At 31.3% G+C, this 21,253-nt stretch carries 20 protein-coding genes; 19 read left to right on the top strand and 1 reads right to left on the bottom strand.

Annotation, left to right across the window (positions count from 1 at the left end; all coding sequences use genetic code 11):
- The first annotated feature begins 27 nt into the window (after positions 1 to 27).
- Together CD129_RS13310 and CD129_RS05735 are read left to right on the top strand one after the other, a co-directional pair.
- Positions 28 to 264 carry a hypothetical protein gene (locus CD129_RS13310; RefSeq protein ID WP_115337577.1) on the top strand — a complete coding sequence of 79 codons (237 nt, stop codon included), beginning with the start codon at positions 28 to 30 and terminating at the stop codon, positions 262 to 264.
- A 361-nt stretch (positions 265 to 625) separates the two neighbouring features.
- On the top strand, positions 626 to 1,618 hold the full coding sequence (locus CD129_RS05735; protein WP_115337576.1) for a YdcF family protein: 993 nt from the start codon (positions 626 to 628) through the stop codon (positions 1,616 to 1,618).
- 49 nt (positions 1,619 to 1,667) lie between these two features.
- Here CD129_RS05735 and CD129_RS05730 read toward each other — a convergent pair whose 3' ends face one another.
- Positions 1,668 to 2,114, bottom strand: a complete 447-nt coding sequence (locus CD129_RS05730; protein WP_078356860.1) for an N-acetyltransferase — start codon at positions 2,112 to 2,114, stop codon at positions 1,668 to 1,670.
- A gap of 134 nt (positions 2,115 to 2,248) precedes the next feature.
- Here CD129_RS05730 and bshC point away from each other — a divergent pair, with 134 nt between their 5' ends.
- The 17 genes from bshC (at position 2,249) to ileS (ending at position 20,852) form a co-directional block, all read left to right on the top strand.
- Positions 2,249 to 3,865 (top strand): bacillithiol biosynthesis cysteine-adding enzyme BshC, encoded by a 1,617-nt coding sequence (bshC, locus tag CD129_RS05725; protein ID WP_115337575.1) that lies wholly within the window; start codon positions 2,249 to 2,251, stop codon positions 3,863 to 3,865.
- Between the two features lie 145 nt (positions 3,866 to 4,010).
- The gene (mraZ, locus tag CD129_RS05720; protein ID WP_078356862.1) at positions 4,011 to 4,442 is read left to right on the top strand and encodes a division/cell wall cluster transcriptional repressor MraZ; all 432 of its coding nucleotides are present in this window, start codon (positions 4,011 to 4,013) and stop codon (positions 4,440 to 4,442) included.
- Between the two features lie 11 nt (positions 4,443 to 4,453).
- Entirely contained in the window at positions 4,454 to 5,389 is a 936-nt protein-coding gene (rsmH, locus tag CD129_RS05715) for a 16S rRNA (cytosine(1402)-N(4))-methyltransferase RsmH (protein ID WP_078356863.1), read from the top strand.
- A gap of 19 nt (positions 5,390 to 5,408) precedes the next feature.
- Positions 5,409 to 5,789: a cell division protein FtsL gene (ftsL, locus tag CD129_RS05710; RefSeq protein ID WP_078356864.1), complete on the top strand. Its 381-nt coding sequence runs from the start codon at positions 5,409 to 5,411 to the stop codon at positions 5,787 to 5,789.
- Positions 5,776 to 7,989 carry a penicillin-binding protein gene (locus tag CD129_RS05705; protein ID WP_115337574.1) on the top strand — a complete coding sequence of 738 codons (2,214 nt, stop codon included), beginning with the start codon at positions 5,776 to 5,778 and terminating at the stop codon, positions 7,987 to 7,989. Before ftsL ends, CD129_RS05705 begins: the two co-directional genes overlap by 14 nt.
- 73 nt (positions 7,990 to 8,062) lie before the next feature.
- Positions 8,063 to 9,028 (top strand): phospho-N-acetylmuramoyl-pentapeptide-transferase, encoded by a 966-nt coding sequence (mraY, locus tag CD129_RS05700; RefSeq protein WP_078356866.1) that lies wholly within the window; start codon positions 8,063 to 8,065, stop codon positions 9,026 to 9,028.
- A 1-nt stretch (position 9,029) separates the two neighbouring features.
- Positions 9,030 to 10,379, top strand: a complete 1,350-nt coding sequence (gene murD / locus CD129_RS05695) for a UDP-N-acetylmuramoyl-L-alanine--D-glutamate ligase (protein WP_107509129.1) — start codon at positions 9,030 to 9,032, stop codon at positions 10,377 to 10,379.
- A gap of 26 nt (positions 10,380 to 10,405) precedes the next feature.
- Entirely contained in the window at positions 10,406 to 11,350 is a 945-nt protein-coding gene (locus tag CD129_RS05690; RefSeq protein WP_170167673.1) for a cell division protein FtsQ/DivIB, read from the top strand.
- 109 nt (positions 11,351 to 11,459) lie between these two features.
- Positions 11,460 to 12,839 carry a cell division protein FtsA gene (gene ftsA / locus CD129_RS05685; protein ID WP_078356868.1) on the top strand — a complete coding sequence of 460 codons (1,380 nt, stop codon included), beginning with the start codon at positions 11,460 to 11,462 and terminating at the stop codon, positions 12,837 to 12,839.
- 28 nt (positions 12,840 to 12,867) lie between these two features.
- Positions 12,868 to 14,025, top strand: coding sequence for a cell division protein FtsZ (gene ftsZ / locus CD129_RS05680; protein WP_078356869.1), 1,158 nt, complete (start codon positions 12,868 to 12,870; stop codon positions 14,023 to 14,025).
- Between the two features lie 59 nt (positions 14,026 to 14,084).
- Positions 14,085 to 14,876, top strand: a complete 792-nt coding sequence (gene pgeF, locus CD129_RS05675) for a peptidoglycan editing factor PgeF (protein WP_115337573.1) — start codon at positions 14,085 to 14,087, stop codon at positions 14,874 to 14,876.
- Between the two features lie 8 nt (positions 14,877 to 14,884).
- Positions 14,885 to 15,556 (top strand): YggS family pyridoxal phosphate-dependent enzyme, encoded by a 672-nt coding sequence (locus CD129_RS05670; protein ID WP_078356871.1) that lies wholly within the window; start codon positions 14,885 to 14,887, stop codon positions 15,554 to 15,556.
- A gap of 11 nt (positions 15,557 to 15,567) precedes the next feature.
- Positions 15,568 to 16,146 (top strand): cell division protein SepF, encoded by a 579-nt coding sequence (locus tag CD129_RS05665; RefSeq protein ID WP_115337572.1) that lies wholly within the window; start codon positions 15,568 to 15,570, stop codon positions 16,144 to 16,146.
- Between the two features lie 12 nt (positions 16,147 to 16,158).
- On the top strand, positions 16,159 to 16,455 hold the full coding sequence (locus CD129_RS05660) for a YggT family protein (RefSeq protein WP_078356873.1): 297 nt from the start codon (positions 16,159 to 16,161) through the stop codon (positions 16,453 to 16,455).
- A gap of 70 nt (positions 16,456 to 16,525) precedes the next feature.
- A complete protein-coding gene (locus CD129_RS05655; RefSeq protein WP_115337571.1) occupies positions 16,526 to 17,299 on the top strand; it encodes a YlmH family RNA-binding protein in 774 nt (257 codons plus the stop codon).
- An 18-nt stretch (positions 17,300 to 17,317) separates the two neighbouring features.
- Complete coding sequence (locus tag CD129_RS05650) at positions 17,318 to 17,902, top strand: DivIVA domain-containing protein (RefSeq protein WP_078356875.1); 585 nt, start codon at positions 17,318 to 17,320, stop codon at positions 17,900 to 17,902.
- Positions 17,903 to 18,101: 199 nt separating this feature from the next.
- Entirely contained in the window at positions 18,102 to 20,852 is a 2,751-nt protein-coding gene (ileS, locus tag CD129_RS05645) for an isoleucine--tRNA ligase (protein WP_115337570.1), read from the top strand.
- The last annotated feature ends 401 nt before the right edge of the window (positions 20,853 to 21,253 follow it).

Here is a 21,253-nt window from a genome sequence, read left to right as displayed (position 1 = left end):
ATTCTGTAAAGGAATGGAGGGTTGCTAATGACATATATGAATTTTTGGAAGCAAACTTTTGATTATAAGAGTAAATCTAGTTTTAAAGATCTTATAACATGTTTGTTCATAAATATTGTAATATTAATTTTAATAATGGCTCTTGGAGTTATTGTGCCATTCAAATGGGAAAATACTATTGTTGATTTATATTATATCGTTTTATTATTAATGATTTTCCCTATGATTGCTATGATAGTAAGAGTTATTAGAAACTATAGATAGTTAAATATTATTAAAGATGGAACTACATAATAGTTCTTTATGCAAAAAATCTCTCCCAATCTATTAAATTTAATAGGTTGGGAGAGATTTTCTTTTTAGCAAAAATTAGATAGAATAAAACGCACGAAGACTTCAAAGATATCGTGCGATTCAGGTGAAATCGGGTTAAAACGCACGAAGACTTCAAAGATATCGTGCGATTCGGCTCAAATCCGATCCGATCAAACTTTGTGTTTCTATTGATGTTTTGTTATGCATGATAAATTGCTTCCTTCGATAATTATTAAAATTAATAAAAGTGTTTATTATTTACGATGATGATATACTTTTATTGTTAAAATTTTATTTGGAGGTGACAATCATGTTTATTACTTTGGGTTTGTTAATTTTGTTTGTTATTAGTTATATAGTAGATTTTAGACAATATAAGAATGTGTTTTTGTTAGGTATGTTTCTTATTAGCCTATTTAGTAGTATCGTTGTGGGATTACTGATACCATTCTTAAATTTGCATATGAATATAAATTATCTTTTAATGACTAATATAATATATGGTTTAATAGTTATTGTAGTTATGCTCTTGTCACTTTTAAATTTAAAGAAAAAGATAGCAAACGAAGGCAGATTTGTAACGAACATGATTGTCTTAGGATACGGTACATTTATCTTTTTAAACTTCATGATAATTTTATTTAAACCACATTTATTTGTAGATTATTTAAATGGATTAATAGTAATCGTGATTTCATTCTTCTTTTATTATTTGAATTTGATATTTATTCTTCATAATCTGTACTCTTGGATTTTGAGTGGTGTTGCTAAAAGGAAGAAAAGTGATTTTATTATTGTTCTCGGAGCAGGTATTATTGGTGAAAAAGTAACGCCATTACTAAAAGCAAGATTAGATAAAGCAATTAAATTAAAAAAGAAAAGTTTAGATACGTTGATTATTGTGAGTGGTGGGCAAGGACCCGATGAAAAAATTAGTGAAGCTGAAGCAATGCGACGATATTTAGTAGATCAAGGGATTCGAAATGAAGATATCATTATGGAAGACAAGTCTACAAATACAGAAGAGAATCTAGTGTTTTCAAATAAAATAATGGACAAATATAAATCAGAAGCAATTGCTACAATAGTTTCAAACCATTTCCATATATTAAGAGCTGCATTTTTATCGAAAAAACTTAATATGAATGCTACTGTAACGGGTGGTTCATCAAAGTCTTATTTTTATCCGAATGCATATATAAGAGAGTATTTAGCTATTTTATATATGTATAAGAAGACACATATAATAGCAATTATAGTCATGTTAGCATTGGTTATTTCATATACATTATTAGCAGGTTAATAATAAAAACTACCAACAAAGTAAATACTTTGTTGGTAGTTTTTTGATATTATTTATCGGGTGTCCAAATGACAATGTCTTCACCAGATTGGTTTTGTTGTTCTATATCTTGGAAACCATGGTTTAAGAAGAAGTCTTTAGATTGATTACGTGCGATGCATTTGATAGGTAAATCAAATTTCTTAGCATATTCTAGTAGTTGTTTACCATATCCTCTGTCTTGATAATCTTTAAGCACTTCGAGTTTCCATAAAATATGGTAATCATTAAATTCTGGGAAGTATGTTTTTTCAACTTCATCTTGTTTAAATAAGCACATTCTAGCTACGAGCTTATCACCAACATAAATACCATAAAATGGTGAATCTGAGCTAGCATCTATCATTCTTCCTTTTAATTCTTCAACCATATATAAACCTTCGTTGCCGAAGTTACGGAATTGTTCGAATGCTTCTTCAGTCTTGTAATTAATTTGTAAATGTTCTACTTTTGCCATGATAATCCCCCTTAATCTTTTCTTAATTATACTTCATTTACATAAAATTTTAAATTATAAGCCGTTAGATTGTTTTATTAACCTACAATCTTTATACTATTGGTAGTAATTAATTTCGAAGGAGAAAGACTCGTATGGACTGTATGAAGACTGTAATTGATCAACAAAATAGCTTTATAGATAGATTTACTAATCAAAGTGATGAAATTTTGAATTTTTATGAATATAAGCCTGGCCAACAATCTGAATTTGAAAGACGTTCTAAATTAAAATCTAATGGTAGAGAAAAAGAACTATCAGAAGTGATTCATAGTTATATGGCTGATTTAAATTTATCAGACAAACAACTTAAGAATATTGAGAGTTTAAGAGATGGTCACAAAGTTATTATCGGTGGTCAACAAGCAGGGTTATTTACTGGACCACTTTATACATTTCATAAAATTATTTCTATTATCATTTTAGCGAATGAACAAAGTGAAAAGTTAAATACACCAGTTGTTCCGGTTTTTTGGATAGCGGGAGAAGATCATGATTTTGATGAGATAAATCATACATACGCTTATGATCGCATTTCAAGACAGTTAAATAAAGTGAAGTATAACACTTTAGAACCGCCAGAAAAAAGTGTATCACAGTATGATTTTGATAAAGAACTTGTCATGGATGCATTAAGCAACATGTATCGTTCTATAGGGGAAACAGAACATTCAAAAGATATTAAAAACATGGTCATAGAAGCAATAGAATCATCTGAATCATGGAGTGACATGTTTAAGGTTTTAACTAATGAAGTGTTTAAAGAACATGGTTTATTATTAATTGATGCGAACTATTCAAAATTAAGAGAAATCGAAATTCCATTTTTTAAAGAAATAATAGAGAACCGTGAAAAAATTGATGATGCGTTTCGAAATACACAAGATCAATTTTCAGAAGTTATTAAAAAACGTATGATTTTAACTGATAGTAATGTACATTTATTTTTTGACTACAATGATAAAAGACAATTGTTAATGTATGAAGAAGGACAATTTTATTTAAGTAAGGACAATGACGTTACTTTTAGTAAGGATGAATTAATTAATATGTTAGAAAGACATCCTGAAAGGTTCTCTAATAATGTTGTAACAAGACCATTAATGGAGGAATATTTATTTAATACTTTAAGCTTTATTGGTGGACCAAGTGAAATTATATATTGGGGTGAACTCAAAGGTATATTTGATGAATTGAATATTGAAATGCCTATTGTTACCCCAAGAATGCGCATTAGTTACTTAACTCAAGAGAGTAAGAAATGTATAGACACCTATAATCTTGATTTAGATTCAGTACTTCTAAATGGTGTTAAAAAAGATAAAGATAAATTTATTAGAGAAAAAGCATCTGATGAAGTACTAAGAGAAATTGACCGAATAAAAGAAGTACAAACAAGTTTTCATCAAAAACTCATTAGTGAAATTGGTGAGAATTATCAAAATAGAAAATTGATTGAAAAGAACAATCAAATACATCAACATCAGTACCAGTACTTAATAGATAGATATTTATTGAACATAGAAAGAGAAAATGAAATAAGCATGAGACATTTTGAAACAGTGGAGAATACTTTACATCCTCACCAAGGATTACAAGAAAGAGTATGGAATCCTATACAATTGATGAATCAATTTGGGATTACTATGTTCAGTCCCTCCACTTATCCACCACTTTGTTACACTTTTGAACATATTACGGTGGAACTATAGTTATAGCAAGGTTTAACACTCAATTTACGAAATCGTAAATTGGGTGTTTTTTTTACTATTTACACAAATTTTAATAAATATTGTATAAATAGTGGAGGATTGTGGGGGAATGTGGTAAATTATAAATAAGGTGAGGTGAGATAAAATGTTCATGGGTGAATATCAACATCAATTGGATACTAAAGGGCGTATGATTGTGCCTTCTAAATTCAGATATGATTTGAACGAACGTTTTATTATCACTAGAGGCCTAGATAAATGTTTGTTTGGCTACACACTTGAAGAGTGGGCGCGCATCGAAGAAAAACTCAAAACCTTACCTATTACAAAAAAAGATGCCCGTAAATTCATGAGAATGTTCTTCTCAGGAGCTGTTGAAGTTGAGTTAGACAAACAAGGACGTATAAATATCCCTCAAAATTTAAGAAGTTACGCTAATTTAAGTAAAGAATGTACAGTAATTGGTGTTTCTAACAGAATTGAAATTTGGGATAAAGCTACGTGGAATGATTTTTATGATGAATCTGAAGACAATTTTGAGGACATTGCGGAAGATCTCATTGATTTTGATTTTTAGGAGTGGAGTAAATGTTTCATCACGTATCCGTACTATTAAAGGAAACTGTAGATAAATTAGATATTAAACCCGATGGTACATACGTTGATTGTACATTAGGTGGAGCTGGGCATAGTTTATACCTAGTTGAACAATTAAATGACGAAGGCAGACTTATTGCAATCGATCAAGATGAAACAGCAATTGAGCATGCTAAAGAGATTTTGAAAGACCACATGCACAAAATAATTTTTGTACAAGACAACTTTAGAAATTTAAAACATATATTAGAAGAACTACAAATTAATGATGTAGATGGCGTACTATATGACCTTGGTGTATCTAGTCCACAACTTGATACACCAGAACGAGGCTTTAGTTATCACTATGATGCAAAGTTGGATATGAGAATGGATCAGTCCCAATCATTATCTGCTTATGAAGTGATAAATGAATGGTCATATGAACAACTTGTGAAAATCTTTTTTAGATATGGAGAAGAAAAATTTTCAAAACAAATAGCTAGAAAGATTGAAGCAAGAAGAGAACAAGTACCTATAGAAACGACTTTCGAATTAGTGGATTTAATTAAAGAAGGTATTCCAGCCGCTAGAAGAAGAAAGGGCGGACATCCTGCTAAGCGTGTATTTCAAGCGGTTAGAATTGCAGTGAATGATGAGTTAGGTGCTTTTGAAGAATCAATTGAAGCAGCTATACAGAACGTGAAAGTAGGAGGAAGAATCTCGGTAATTACTTTCCATTCTTTAGAAGATCGTTTGTGTAAACAAGTCTTCCAAGAATATGAAAAAGGACCAGATGTACCAAGGGGATTGCCGGTTATACCGGAAGAGTACAAACCGAAATTGAAACGAGTAAATAGAAAACCAATTATTTCTGATGATCAAGAACTAGAACAGAACAACAGAGCTAGAAGCGCAAAGTTAAGAGTAGCAGAAATTTTGAAGTAAGCAGAGGAGTGGCAATTGAATGGCAGTAGAAAGAATATATCCAAATTATAGACCTGATGAGTGGCAAGAGCCACAACTCGAACCACAGAAGAAAAAAGTTACAAAGACCAAAGTTGTAAGAATATCAAGAATCGAAAAAATTGTATACATATCATTAATAACTATGATTGCGTTGATAAGTATTTATATGCTATCTTTAAAAATGGATGCGTATAACAACAAAACTCAAATAGCGGAATTAGATAGTAAAATCGAACAGCAACAAACGACAAATAGTGATTTGAAGACAGAATCTATGAAACAGTCGTCATATGAGCGTATCTACGAAAAAGCTGAAGATTACGGTCTGAAGTTGAATAATGACAATGTAAAGGTAGTGCGTAGTGATGCCCAAAATTAAAATAAAGAAAAATAAAATAGGAGCAGTCCTCTTAGTAAGCTTTTTCGGACTGCTCTTTTTTATATTGGCCTTAAGATATTCATATTTAATGATCAGTGGACATTCCGCTGGTGAAGATTTAGCTTATAGAGCGAGTGAAAAATATTTACGACAATCTGTTGCAGAACCAGAACGTGGAAAGATTTATGATAGAAATGGAAAAGTTCTAGCTGAAGATACTGACAGCTATAAATTAGTAGCAATTTTAGATAAAAAAATGAGTAAAGATAGTGATAAGCCATTGCATGTTAAAGACAAGAAAAAAACGGCTAAAGAATTATCGAAAATTATTGATATGGATGAAAAAGACATATTAAAAAAACTTGAAACTAAAAAAGCTTTCCAAGTTGAATTTGGACAAAAAGGTAAAGATTTAACTTATAAACAAAAGACTCAAATAGAAAAGCTTAAATTACCAGGACTTACTTTTGAAACTGAGAAAAAAAGATTTTATCCTAATGGAAACTTTGCATCTCATCTAATAGGTTTAGCAGACAAAGACCATGAAACGAATAAGTTAAAAGGTGTTACTGGTGCTGAGAAAGTATTTGATAGCTATTTAAGTGGGAAAACTGGTAAAAACTCATACAAGCAAGATATATGGGGAATGTTAGTACCAAACAGTGAAGATAGCATTAAAGCAAAAAATGGTGATGATGTTCATTTGACTTTAGATTCAAATATACAAGTCTTCGTTGAAAATTCACTAGATGAAATGGTTGATCGCTATAAACCTAAAGATTTATTTGCTGTCGTAATGGATGCTAAGACTGGAGAAATATTAGGTTATAGTCAACGCCCAACATTTAATCCGGATACTAAAGAAGATTTCGGTAAAAAATGGGCAAATGATTTATATCAGAATACTTATGAACCAGGTTCAACATTTAAAACATACGGACTTGCTGCAGCTATAGAAGAAGGCAAGTTTGATCCTAAGAAGAAATTTAAGTCAGGTAATAGAGAAATTGACGGATTCAAGATTTATGATTGGAACGATGATGGTTGGGGCAATATACCAATGACAACAGGTTTTACTTATTCAGCTAATACTTTAATGATGAAACTACAAGACTTAGTTGGAGAAGATAAATCAAAAGCTTATTACGAAAAATTTGGATTCGGTAAGAAAACAGGTGGTCTATTTGATAGTGAAGCACCTGGCCATATTGCATTTGACAATGAACTTCAAAGAAAAACATCAGCATTTGGTCAATCAACTACAGTAACACCTGTACAAATGTTGCAAGCTGAAACGGCAATATTGAATCAAGGTAATATGTTGGAACCTTATTATGTGAAATCTATAGAAAATAGAGAAGAGAATAAAACTATCAAAAAAGGTGAGAAAAAAGTTGTCGGTAATCCAGTCTCTAAAGATACTGCCCAAAAGACGATGGATGAATTAGATAAAGTAGTGAATAGTAAAGAGAGTCACGCAACCAATTATCAAATTGATGGTTATCGTGTAGCAGGTAAAACTGGTACTGCACAAGTTCCAGATACAAAAGGTGGCGGATATGTTGACGGAGCAAACCCTTACTTTGTAAGTTTCATGGGTTATGCACCAGCAAAAGATCCAGAAGTAGTTGTTTACGCTGGTATGTCATTAGCTCAAAAAAGAGATTTAGAAGCATATGAATATGGTGTTTCTCGAGGATTTAATCCTATTATGGAAAATACTTTGAAATATTTAGATGTTGAAGAAACTGAAGGCAAAGCGAAAAATAACTCTTCAGAAGTACCTGATGTTGTGAATATGAATGTACAAAAAGCAACTGATGCAATTAAAGGTAAAAAATTGGATCCAATTTTAATTGGTAAAGGTGATAAAGTTAAAAAACAATTACCTCTTAAAGGTAAAAATGTACAAGATAAAGAGAGAATCTTGCTTGTTACTGATGGAGAAATGACGATGCCTAATACTGAAAATTGGACTAAACGAGATCTATTAAAATTACAAGAAGCTACTGGTATTGATGTAGAAACTGAAGGTTCAGGCTATGTATCAGAACAATCTATTGATGAAAATCAAACGATAAAAGCTGGCACAAAAGTGACATTTACGCTTTCAAATAATCATCCAAATGGTGACAATTCTATTGGACAAGTACCAGAAGAGGATACTTCTAAAGACAAGAATAAAGATAATGATAACTAAGAGAATGAGAGGTTGAGACAATAAATTTGTCCTAACCTCACTCTATAAAAAATAAAAGAAAAGGTGAACAATTATGAATTTCATGCTACCTGTCATTGCATTTTTATTGACTTTAATACTTGTGCCAGTTTTAATTCCAACACTTAAAAAATTAAAATTTGGTCAAAGTATAAGAGAAGAAGGACCTAAGAGTCATATGAAAAAAACAGGAACACCAACAATGGGAGGGTTAACATTTTTGCTTGCAACTATTGTTGTTACAATAATTGCATTATTCTATGTTGAACAAGTAGGTCCTCTTATTCTATTGTTATTTGTAACAATTGGATTTGGTTTAATTGGTTTTATCGACGATTACATTATTGTAGTTAAAAAAAATAACCAAGGGTTAACAAGTAAACAAAAGTTCTTTGCACAAATTGGAATCGCGATCGTATTTTATATTGTAAGTATATTGATGCCGAATTATGATTTTGAAACAGCAATTAATATACCATTTACAGATTGGTCATTACCTTTATCTGTTTTTTATATAATATTCATTGTATTCTGGCAAGTTGGATTTAGTAATGCAGTAAACTTAACAGATGGTTTAGATGGATTATCTACAGGCTTATCTATTATTGCATTTGGTTTTTATGCCATTTTATCATTTACATTAGATAAACCAGAAATTGGCTTGTTCTGTTTAGTTATGTTAGCAAGTTTAATTGGATTCTTAATTTATAATAAATACCCAGCAAAAGTATTTATGGGAGACACGGGAAGCTTAGCTTTAGGTGGTATATTTGCAACAATTTCAATTATGCTTAATCAAGAAATTACGTTGTTATTTATAGGTTTAGTATTTGTAATTGAAACAATGTCTGTGATGCTACAAGTAACATCATTTAAACTTACGGGTAAAAGAATATTTAAAATGAGTCCTTTGCACCATCATTTTGAGTTAGTAGGTTGGAGTGAATGGAAGATTGTCTTAGTATTCTGGACTACTGGTATCATTACAGGTGCAATTGGTCTATGGATTGGAGTAATGTGATATGAAGGAATATGATGCATTAAAAGGAAAAGAAGTCCTTATATTAGGATTAGCAAAAAGTGGATATGAAAGCGCGAAATTATGTAACAAACTAGGTGCATATGTCACTGTTAACGATGGTAAAGATTTATCTACCGATCCTCATGCAATTGAATTACAGAATCAAGGTATTAAAGTAATTAGCGGAGAACATCCTATTAGTTTATTAAATCATAATCCGTTAATCGTTAAGAACCCGGGTATTCCTTATAGTATTCCTTTGTTACAAGAAGCTGTAAATAAAGGGTTAGATATCATTACTGAAGTTGAACTGAGTTATTATATTTCTGAAGCGCCGATTATAGGTATCACGGGTACAAACGGAAAAACTACGGTGACTTCCTTAATCGGAGATATGTTTGGGAATAGTAAAGTAAATGGGCAAGTTTCCGGGAATATTGGGGTAGTTGCATCAAAAGTTGCACAAGATGTTACTAAAGATGATTATCTAATTACTGAATTATCATCATTTCAGCTGTTAGGAACGATTAAATATCGCCCACATATCGCAATAGTAACGAATATATACTCTGCTCATTTAGATTATCACGGAACTTTAGAAGAATATCAAAACGCTAAAAAAAATATTTTTAGCAATCAAACAGAAGATGATTACTTAATTTTTAATTATGAACAAAGACATCTTATAAATAAGGATGAAATTAAATCTAAAATTTTATACTTTTCAACTGAACAACAAGTTGATGGCATCTATATTGAGGACGGATATGTTGTTTATAATGGAATAAGAATTATCAATATTAATGATATTGTTTTACCAGGTAAACACAACTTAGAAAACGTACTTGTAGCAGTTCTAGCTGCTTTAATTTCTGGAGTAGATGTTAAATCTATTGTTCATACACTTACAACTTTCTCAGGTATTAAGCATAGACTTCAATACGTAGGCAATAATCGTGGAAATAAATATTACAACGATTCAAAAGCAACAAATACTTTAGCTACTCGATTTGCATTAAGCTCATTTAACACGCCAATAATATGGCTATGTGGAGGATTAGATAGAGGTAATGATTTTGATGATTTGATTCCATATATGGACAATGTTAGATTGATGGTTACTTTTGGTGAAACAAAAGATAAACTTAAAACATTAGGTGCGAGTCAAGGTAAAGAAGTTATACAAGCACATGATGTGAAAGATGCTGTCAATATAATACAAGATTATATTCAATCTAATGATGTTGTATTATTATCGCCAGCATGTGCGAGTTGGGATCAATATGATACTTTTGAAGCACGTGGAGAAGAATTCATTAAAAGCTTCCAAAAACATTTACCAACTTTTTAGAAATTGTATAAAAAGGAGTGACAACCGTGAATAAAAGTTCTGAAAATAAAGAGGATATATTGCAATTTGAAACGACTACTGAAGACGAACGTTTGAAAATGATGCGAAATAAAAGAAAACGTAGACGTCAAATTCAATTAGGTGTATTCATAGGTGTTATACTCCTTGTCATTTTGATTGTTCTGTATATGTTTACAGATATAAGTAAAGTTGATCAAGTAGACATAAAAGGTAAAGAAATTGTAGCAAAAAAAGATATAAATAAAGCCTTGAATATTAAATCTGACTCGAGAATTTATAATTTACCAATTAGTGATATGAAAACGAAGATTGAAAAACTTGAAGGTGTTAAAAGTGTCACAATCAAGAGACATTTTCCTAATGATATGACAGTCGAGGTCACTGAGTATGAACCAATTGGTTTGATTAAAAATAAAAAGGGGTATGTACCTTTGTTGGAAAATGGATCAACTATAAAAAACTTATCAACAGATCTCCCAATTGATGTTCCTATTTTGAATGATTTTAGTTCGAAAAAATTAGATAAACTTATTCCTGAATTGAAGAAAGTTAAACCGAAAGTAAAAGCAATGATTTCTGAAGTCAATTATAAACCAGGTGAAAATAATCAAAATAGGATACAATTGTTTATGACAGATAATGTTGAAGTTGTTGGTGATATTCAAACTTTTGCAAATAAAATCAACTATTATCCTAGTATTTCTGATAAATTAGAGAGAGATAATTCAGGAGCATTAAAAACACCTGGATTTGTAGATTTGCAAGTTGGTGTGACATTTTTACCATACGAAACAAAAGAACAACAAAGTGAACGTTCTGAAAAAGAGGCAAAACAAGATGAAAGTGCTAAAACAGAACAAAAAAAATTAGACCAAGCGCTTCAAGATTTATCTAAAGAATTGGATAAATCAGGTGAAGAACCAAAATCATCTGAAAAATCGCAAGAATAAGTAAAAAAATCAATAAATAAACCTATAATTAGTTCACATTAAATCATCTATCATGTAAACTAATAATAGTGTAAATTTGATTATCATGTGTTAGAGGAGGTGCCTATCGATGGAGGAACATTATTATATTAGTTTAGATATAGGTTCATCGAGTGTAAAAGTAATAGTAGGAGAAAAATTTCATAATGGCATTAACGTGATAGGTACAGGGCAAACGTATACAAATGGTATAAGAAATGGCTGTATTGATGACTTTGATATCGCAAAACAAGCGATTAAAGATACAATCAAAAAAGCGGCGATTGCTTCTGGGGTAGATATTAAAGAAGTATTTTTAAAAATGCCTATCGTGAATACAGAAATATATGACGAGAAATTTGAAATACCTTTTGAAGGAACAGAAACTGAAATTAATGGAAGTCACATTGAATCGGTATTAGAAGGCATCAGAGATTTAAATGATGTACCTGAAACTGAAGTAATTGGTGTATTTCCAATGAAATTCATTGTGGATGATTTGCATGAAGTGTCAGACCCTAAAGAAATGGTTGCTACTCAATCATTAAAAGTAGAGGCAGGCGTTATCGCAACATCAAAATCACTATTAATCAATATAATTAAATGTGTTGAATCTTGTGGAGTGGATGTATTAGACGTATTTTCAGATGCGTACAATTATCAATCTATCCTATCTCCAACAGAAGTTGAGTTAGGAGCTTGTGTCATTGATATAGGTGAAGATTTAACTCAAGTCGGTTTCTATGAGAGAGGCAATCTTGTTGATGCTGATACGATTGAAATGGCAGGTAGAAGTATTACAACAGATATAGCTAAATCGTTAAATACTACATATGACAACGCTGAGAAGATTAAACAACAATATGGTCATGCTTTTTATGATTCAGCATCAGATCAAGATGTTTTTAGTGTAGAACAAATCAACGAAGATGGACATGCACAATTCACTCAGAAAGAGTTAAGTGAGATTATCGAATCTAGAGCAGAAGAAATATTCTTTGAAATATTCGATTTACTACAAGACATGGGTATAACAAATGTTAACGGTGGATTTATTGTAACTGGTGGAACTTCGAATTTACTAGGTATAAAAGAACTTCTACAAGATATGGTAAATGAAAAAGTACGCGTACATACTCCATCACAAATGGGTATACGTAAACCCGAGTTTACATCTAGTATATCTACAATATCTAGTGGAATTAACTTTGATGAGCTACTAGATTATGTTACAATGAATAATTATGATGTGGATAATGTTGAAGAAGAAACATATGAAGATGTAAATCAAGAAACTAAAGCTAAACCATATGAACAATGGTTTAAGAAAAAAACAAACAAAGACAAAAACAATGACGTAAAAGCTTCAAATTCTGATAACGACAATTACGCCGAAACAGATTATGATTCGGAAAGTCAAGAAGAGAAGCCTAGTGTATTCAAAAAATTAATGAAATCGTTATTTGATTGATGGGTCATAAAGATTAGGAGGATAATAAATGTTAGAATTTGAACAAGGGTTTAATCATTTAGCTACTTTAAAAGTAATTGGTGTTGGTGGCGGAGGTAATAACGCCGTAAACCGTATGATAGATCATGGAATGAATAATGTAGAATTTATTTCTATTAATACAGATGGTCAAGCTTTAAACTTATCAAAAGCTTCATCTAAGATTCAAATTGGTGAAAAATTAACTCGTGGATTAGGTGCTGGTGCTAACCCAGAAATAGGGAAAAAAGCTGCAGAAGAATCACGTGAACAAATAGAAGATGCTATCCAAGGTGCAGATATGGTATTCGTAACTGCAGGTATGGGTGGTGGAACAGGTACAGGTGCTGCACCTGTAGTTGCTAAAATCGCTAAAGAAATGGGTGCTTTAACAGTTGGTGTTGTAACACGTCCATTTAGCTTTGAAGGTCGTAAACGTCAAACACAAGCTGCTGCTGGTGTAGAATCAATGAAAGCTGCAGTAGATACGTTAATCGTTATCCCTAATGACCGTTTATTAGATATCGTTGATAAATCAACGCCTATGATGGAAGCATTTAAAGAAGCAGATAATGTTTTACGCCAAGGTGTACAAGGTATTTCAGATTTAATCGCTGTTTCAGGTGAAGTTAACCTAGACTTTGCTGACGTTAAGACAATCATGTCTAACCAAGGTTCAGCATTAATGGGTATTGGTGTATCTTCAGGTGAAAACAGAGCAATCGAAGCTGCTAAAAAAGCAATTTCTTCACCATTATTAGAAACGTCTATAGTTGGCGCTCAAGGTGTCTTAATGAATATTACAGGTGGAGAGTCATTATCTCTATTTGAAGCTCAAGAAGCAGCAGATATTGTTCAAGATGCAGCTGATGAAGATGTTAATATGATATTTGGTACTGTTATTAACCCAGAATTACAAGACGAATTAGTCGTTACTGTAATTGCAACAGGTTTCAATGACAAACCTTCTAATGCTCGTAAACCTCAAAGTGGTGGAGCATTTGGTGGAACTACAGAAGAACCTACTTCTAATAGAGAAGAAGGCGAATCACTAGGTAGAAAAGCTTCATTTGAAAATAAATCAGCAAATGAATCAACTGATGATAGTGATATTCCAAGTTTCATTCGAAATAGAGAAGATAGACGTTCTAGACGCTCTAGACGATAAATGAACTTAAAAAGTCATCAGGCTAAGTCCTGATGACTTTTTTTGTTAGGAGAGATGAAATGAAAGAGATATTTAGTCAGCGAAATCATTATTTAGAGTATGACATCGATAGTAGAGGAGATATAACGCTAGGTATTACAACACGTAAAGATGGTTACAGTTCATACCCAGAAAATGCCTTTAACATGGCACGTTATATTGATGACAATCAAGAAAATATTACTGCTCATCAAAAAATATTGGCTGATGAAATTGGTTTCAATTGTGAAAATTGGGTGTTTCCAATACAAACGCATGAAAACAAAGTTCAAGAGGTATTTTCAGATGATAAAGGTAAGAACATAAAAGCTTTAACAAATGAATTACATGGAATTGATGGGCTATTTACTTACGAATCTAATCTACTTTTAACAATGTGTTTTGCAGATTGTGTTCCAATATATTTATACGACGTTAAAAATAAATATATAGGTCTTTGTCATGCTGGATGGAGAGGCACATACACTCAAATATTGAAAGAAATGATAGATCAATACAATGGTGAATTAGCAAATCTCAGAATTGTGATAGGTCCGTCTACTTCTAATACTTATGAAATCAATGAAGATATATACAATAAATTCAATTCTTTACCAATAGATGCTAGTTTATATATAGAAAAAAGAGAACAAGATCGATATGGTATTGATTTGAAACGTGCTAACGAATTGTTGGCAATACATTATGGGATAAGTCCAGAGCATATTGTTAAAACGAGCCACTGTACAGCAAGTGAAACAGATTTATTCTTTTCATACAGAGTTGAAAAAGGTAATACTGGTAGAATGCTTGCATTTATAGGCAGAAAGTAGGTAAAGTTTTGAAATCAGTAGAAGAAAATTTAAAAGAAATAAATTCACAAATTTGTGACAGCTGTAATAAATCACAGTTTGACACAACACCTCAAGTGATTGTTGTGACAAAATATGTTACAATAGACCGAGCTATAGAAGCTTATGAAGCTGGATTGAAAAATTTTGGCGAAAATAGAATAGAAGGTTTCTTAGAAAAGAAAAAACATCTACCTGATGATGCTGTAATGCACTTTATAGGGTCATTACAAACGAGAAAAGTTAAAGAAGTAATCAATGAAATTGACTACTTACACGCATTAGATAGATTGAAATTAGCTAAAGAAATTGATAAACGTGCTGATCATGTTATAAAATGTTTTATTCAGGTAAATGTTTCAGGTGAAGAATCTAAACATGGTATTTCACCGGAAGAATTGATTCCATTTATAGAAGAGTTTAAAACTTTTAAACATATTGAAGTAGTTGGATTAATGACTATGGCACCTTTGACTGAAGATAAAACGAAATTAAGACAATATTTTAATCAGCTAAGAAATTTAAAAGATAAAGTACAATCATTGAATTTATCTTATGCGCCATGTACTGAATTATCCATGGGTATGAGTAATGATTTTAACGAAGCAATTTTAGAGGGTGCTTCATATGTACGAATTGGTACTAAATTAGTTGGTGAATAGGAGTGTAAATTATGGCAATTAAAGATGTATTTAAAGGTTTTTTCGTAGTTGATGAAGAAGAAGAGGTATACGAAGAACCACAAAGAGAACAAAAACAACAAACACCACAGCAAGAACCTTCTACACAAGAGAAAAAAATGAATCAACAATCTATTAAAAGTGTACCAACACAAAAAGCAAATACTACAAGATATCAATCACAACGTTCACGTGATTTAAAAAAACCTGAAAGGAAAGAGGCCATGACTGAAAAACGTACAAATTCATCTCAAACGAATGTTGTAAGCATGAGTGGTAATATGGATTTTGCGCAAAGTTCAAAAATGTGCTTATTTGAACCAAGAGTATTTTCTGATACTCAAGATATCGCTGATGAGTTGAAAAACAGAAGAACTACTTTAGTGAATTTACAACGCATTGATAAAGTATCAGCTAAAAGAATTATAGATTTTTTAAGTGGTACTGTTTATGCAATAGGTGGAGATATAAGAAGAGTAGGTACAGATATTTTCTTATGTACACCTGATAATGTTGAAGTAGCAGGATCAATTACTGAACAGTTAGAACAAGTTGAACCTTATCAAGAATAGAGGTATTAAGATATGGATAGTGGATTATTAAGTACAATTTTAGGATTTATATTATTCCTAGTTAAAATTTATCAATATGGTATGATTGTTTATTTCCTTACATCTTGGTTACCAAGCCTTAGGGAAGGCGCATTTGGACAATTTTTAGGAAAAATATATGAACCATTTTTAGAACCATTTAGAAAAATTATTCCACCGTTAGGTATGCTAGACATATCATCAATTGTGGCATTTATTACACTAAGTTTATTCTACGTTGGTTTAATCAATATATTTAATATGATTGTACCTGTTGTACCAATATTATAAATGAACAATGAATGACAGTAGGGTGGGACGAAATGTCACATCCTATTTTTTATATAATTAGAGGTGTAAAATGGATATATATCAGCACTTTAGAAAAGAAGAAAAAGAAGAAATTGATTTATTTTTAAATAAATGTGAAATAGCAGAAAGAAATTATCAACATGTATTAACTGATTTTTTAGATCCTAGAGAACAGTTTATTTTACAAACTATAGTTGGAGGATTTGATGAATTAGAAGTTCATTTTTTTGGAGGTAATAATGAATCTGAAAGAAAACGTGCAATTGTTGCACCAGATTACTTTGTTCCAACTGATGAAGATTATGAAATTGTACTAATTGAACTTACGTATCCTTCTAAATTTGTTAATCTGACGCATCGCAACGTATTAGGGACGATTATGTCTCTTGGAATAGATAGAAATCAACTTGGCGATATAATCGTAAATGGCCGAATACAGTTTGTTTTGACAAAAAGATTTGAATCATATATTATGATGGAATTAACAAAGATTAAAGGCGCAGGAATCAAATTGAGTTCTATTCCTTTCCAAAATATGATACAATCGAATGAGAATTGGAATAGTCACGATGCAACAGTTAGTGCAATGAGACTTGATGTTATAGTAAAACATATAACAAATACAAGTAGAACGATAAGTAAAAAGCTAATTGAAAGTAAACGTGTTAAAGTCAATCATAGAGAAATTGAAGCAGTAGACTTTATAGTCGAAGAGAATGACTTATTATCTATTAAAGGATATGGTCGAGCATTGATCATAGCAAACAATGGAGAGTCAAAAAAAGGGAAGTTAAGAATAACTTATAAAACTTTGTTTAAATAGTGCTAAGGAGGAAAACTTATGGCATTTACCCCAGAAGAAATCAAACAAAAAGAGTTTAGTAGAGTCCATAAAGGATTAGATGAATCAGAAGTACGTCAATATTTACAGACTTTAAGTGATGAAATTGAAAAATTAAAATCCGATAAAGATCAGTTACAAACTTTAATTAATGACAAAGATGAAAATATTAATCGTTTTAAAGCGGTTGAAAATACAATATCTGAAGCATTGTTACAAGCACAAAAAACAGGCGAAGAAACAAAACATACTGCTGTATTAAAAGCAGATGCTATTGTTAAAGAAGCTGAAGGTCGTTCGGATCAAATTATTAATGATGCACTCCAAAAAGCGCGTCATATCAGTTTCCAAACTGAAGATATGAAACGTCAATCTAAAGTGTTTCGCTCTCGTTTTCGCATGTTAGTTGAAGCTCAATTAGATTTACTGAAGAATGATGATTGGGATTATTTATTAAATTATGATATTGATCAACAACAAGTTACTGAAGAAAATATTGACATTTTGAATAAAGAAGAAGAAAATAATCAAGAACAGATAAATAATCAAACAGTAAATAGTGAAGAGGACAAGTCTAAAGAATAATGATTTGCTAAGCGAGTTAGGGATAGTGTGAGCCTGACGATTTCAATTCTTTAGGTATCACCTGTTTACAAAATTATATATTTTTGATGAGTGAACTCTAAGTTGAGTTAATGAGGGTGGTACCGCGATTAAAGTCGTCCCTATTATTTCAACTTAGAGTTTTTTATTTTAATTTAAATGAAGAAGGAGATTAAGACTTATGGATTACAAAGATACGTTACTAATGCCTAAAACAAGTTTTCCAATGAGAGGTGGTTTACCAAACAAAGAGCCACAAATCCAAGAAGAGTGGAAAGAGAAAGACTTATTCAATAAAATTTTAGAAAAAAATAAAGGAAATACACCATTTATTCTTCATGATGGACCGCCATACGCTAATGGTAATTTGCATATGGGACACGCATTGAATAAAATTTTGAAAGATATAATTGTGAGACAAAAATCAATGTCTGGTTATTATGCACCATACGTTCCAGGTTGGGATACGCATGGTTTACCAATCGAGCAAGCATTAACAAATAAAGGTGTTAAAAGAAAAGAAATGACAATCGCGGAATTCCGTGAAAAATGTAAAGAGTTTGCATTAGAGCAAATTGAATTACAAAAAGCAGACTTTAGACGTTTAGGTGTAAATGGTGATTGGGATAACCCATATATTACTTTGAAACCTGAATTTGAAGCGGCGCAAATCAGAGTGTTTGGTGAAATGGCTGCAAAAGGTTTAATCTATAAAGGGAAAAAACCAGTATATTGGTCTCCTTCAAGTGAATCATCTTTAGCAGAAGCTGAAATCGAATATCAAGATAAAAAATCTCCTTCAATTTATGTAGCATTTAATGTTCTTGATGGTAAAGGTATTGTTGACGAAGATGCTGCATTTGTTATTTGGACTACAACTCCTTGGACTATTCCATCTAATGTAGCAATAGCTGTAAATCCTACATTAAATTATGTTCAAGTTAATGTTGAAGGTAAAAAGTATGTAGTTGCAGATGCTTTATTAGATACAGTTTGTGAAGAATTAGACTGGAATAAAGAAACAATCGTAAGAGAGAAAGAGTTTAGTGGTTCTGAATTAGAATATATAACTGCTCAACATCCATTTATCGATAGAACATCATTATTAATTTTAGGTGATCATGTTACAACGGATGCAGGTACTGGCTGTGTACATACAGCACCTGGACATGGTGAAGATGACTATGTAGTTGGTCAAAAATATGGTCTAGATGTTATTAGTCCTATCAATGATAAAGGTGTATTCACTGAAGAAGCTGGTGAATTCGAAGGACAATTTTACGATAAAGCGAACAAAACAATTACTGAAAAATTAGAAGAAGTCGGCGCGTTATTAAAACTTTCTTTCTTCAAACATTCATATCCTCATGACTGGCGCACTAAAAAACCAGTTATCTTTAGAGCAACTGAACAATGGTTTGCGTCTATCAGTAAAGTAAGAGAAGATATTTTAGATGCAATCGATAATACGAAGTTCAAAATTGATTGGGGTAAAACGCGATTATATAACATGATTAGAGATAGAGGAGAATGGGTTATTTCTCGTCAAAGAGTATGGGGCGTTCCTTTACCTGTATTCTATGCTGAAAATGGCGATATCATCATGACAGATGAAACAATTAATCATGTTGCAAATCTATTTGAAGAACATGGTTCAAATATTTGGTTTGAAAGAGAAGCGAAAGACTTGTTACCTGAAGGATATACTCATGAAGGTAGTCCAAATGGTGAGTTTACAAAAGAAACTGATATTATGGATGTATGGTTTGATTCTGGTTCAACTCATAGAGGTGTATTAGAAACACGTCCTGAATTATCTTATCCAGCTGATATTTATTTAGAAGGTAGTGACCAATATAGAGGTTGGTTCAACTCTTCAATTACAACATCTGTAGCAACTAAAGGTATCTCACCATACAAAATGTTACTTTCACACGGTTTCGTTATGGATGGAGAAGGTAAGAAAATGAGTAAATCTTTAGGAAATGTAATCGTTCCAGATAAAATTGTTAAACAAATGGGTGCTGATATCGCGAGATTATGGGTTAGTAGTGTAGATTACTTAGCAGATGTTAGAATTTCAAATGACATCTTAAAACAAACTTCTGACGTATATCGTAAAATTAGAAATACATTCCGTTTCTTATTAGGAAATGTTAATGATTTCAACCCAGCAACTGACAACGTTAAATATGAAGATATGCTTGAAATTGATCAATACATGCATAATAGATTAAACCAATTCATTGGTAGAACTTTATCTCATTATGAAGCATTTGATTATTTAGATATTTATCAAGATATTCAAAACTTTATCAATGTAGAATTAAGTAACTTCTATTTAGATTATGGTAAAGATATTCTTTATATCGAACAATATGATTCATTGAAACGTCGTAGTATGCAAACAGTGTTATACGAAACATTAGTTAAATTAACTAAATTATTAGCACCAATTATCCCACATACTGCAGATGAAATTTGGGGACACATTCCACACGTAGAAGAAGAAAGTGTTCATTTAACAAATATGCCTAATCCACATGAAGTAGATACTGAATTAGTTGAAAAATGGTCTAAACTTATGAAATTAAGAGACGATGTGAATAGAGCTTTAGAAGTTGCACGTAACGAAAAAGTTATTGGTAAATCATTAGAAGCACATATCACACTTTCAAATTCAGAAGACTTTAATACAGTAGAATTCTTAAGTCAATTCCAAGACTTACAACAACTATTTATCGTATCAAAAGTTGATGTAGTTGATGAATTAACAGATGGAGAAGAATATGAGTACGTTAAAGTAACAGTTAAACATGCAGATGGAGAAAAGTGTCAACGTTGTTGGAATTACTCAGATGAATTAGGTTCAGTAGGTGAACTTGATCATTTATGTCCACGTTGCCAAGAAGTAGTTAAAACATTAATATAGAATGAAGTTTTATAAACGCCCAATCCGTAGTACTTATTTCGGATTGGGCGTTTTTTGTATGTTTATATTTTTGTTATATTTAATATAAAATTCATTAAAAAAAGTATTGTTAGTAAAAAAATTACATAATATAATGAAAGTAATTAATCTGCGATATAAGCTTCTTCAAGAGAGACAAAATATAGGATATATAAAGACCAAACCTAAATATGAGAAAGTTATATGAAAGGTTAAAATATGCAAAGGAGTGATATATACATCTACGCCAAGAAGTGAATGTCATTAACAAGAGAATAAACATCATTTTATTTTTAAATTAATGTAAGTATCGTTGAACATTTTTATTAGATAAATAAGTAAAAATTATAACTTTTATGGATATTTAATTGATACTAAAAGAG

Source organism: Mammaliicoccus fleurettii (assembly GCF_003970575.1).
Classification (GTDB): domain Bacteria; phylum Bacillota; class Bacilli; order Staphylococcales; family Staphylococcaceae; genus Mammaliicoccus; species Mammaliicoccus fleurettii.
This window is presented reverse-complemented; position numbering and strand designations above follow the sequence as displayed.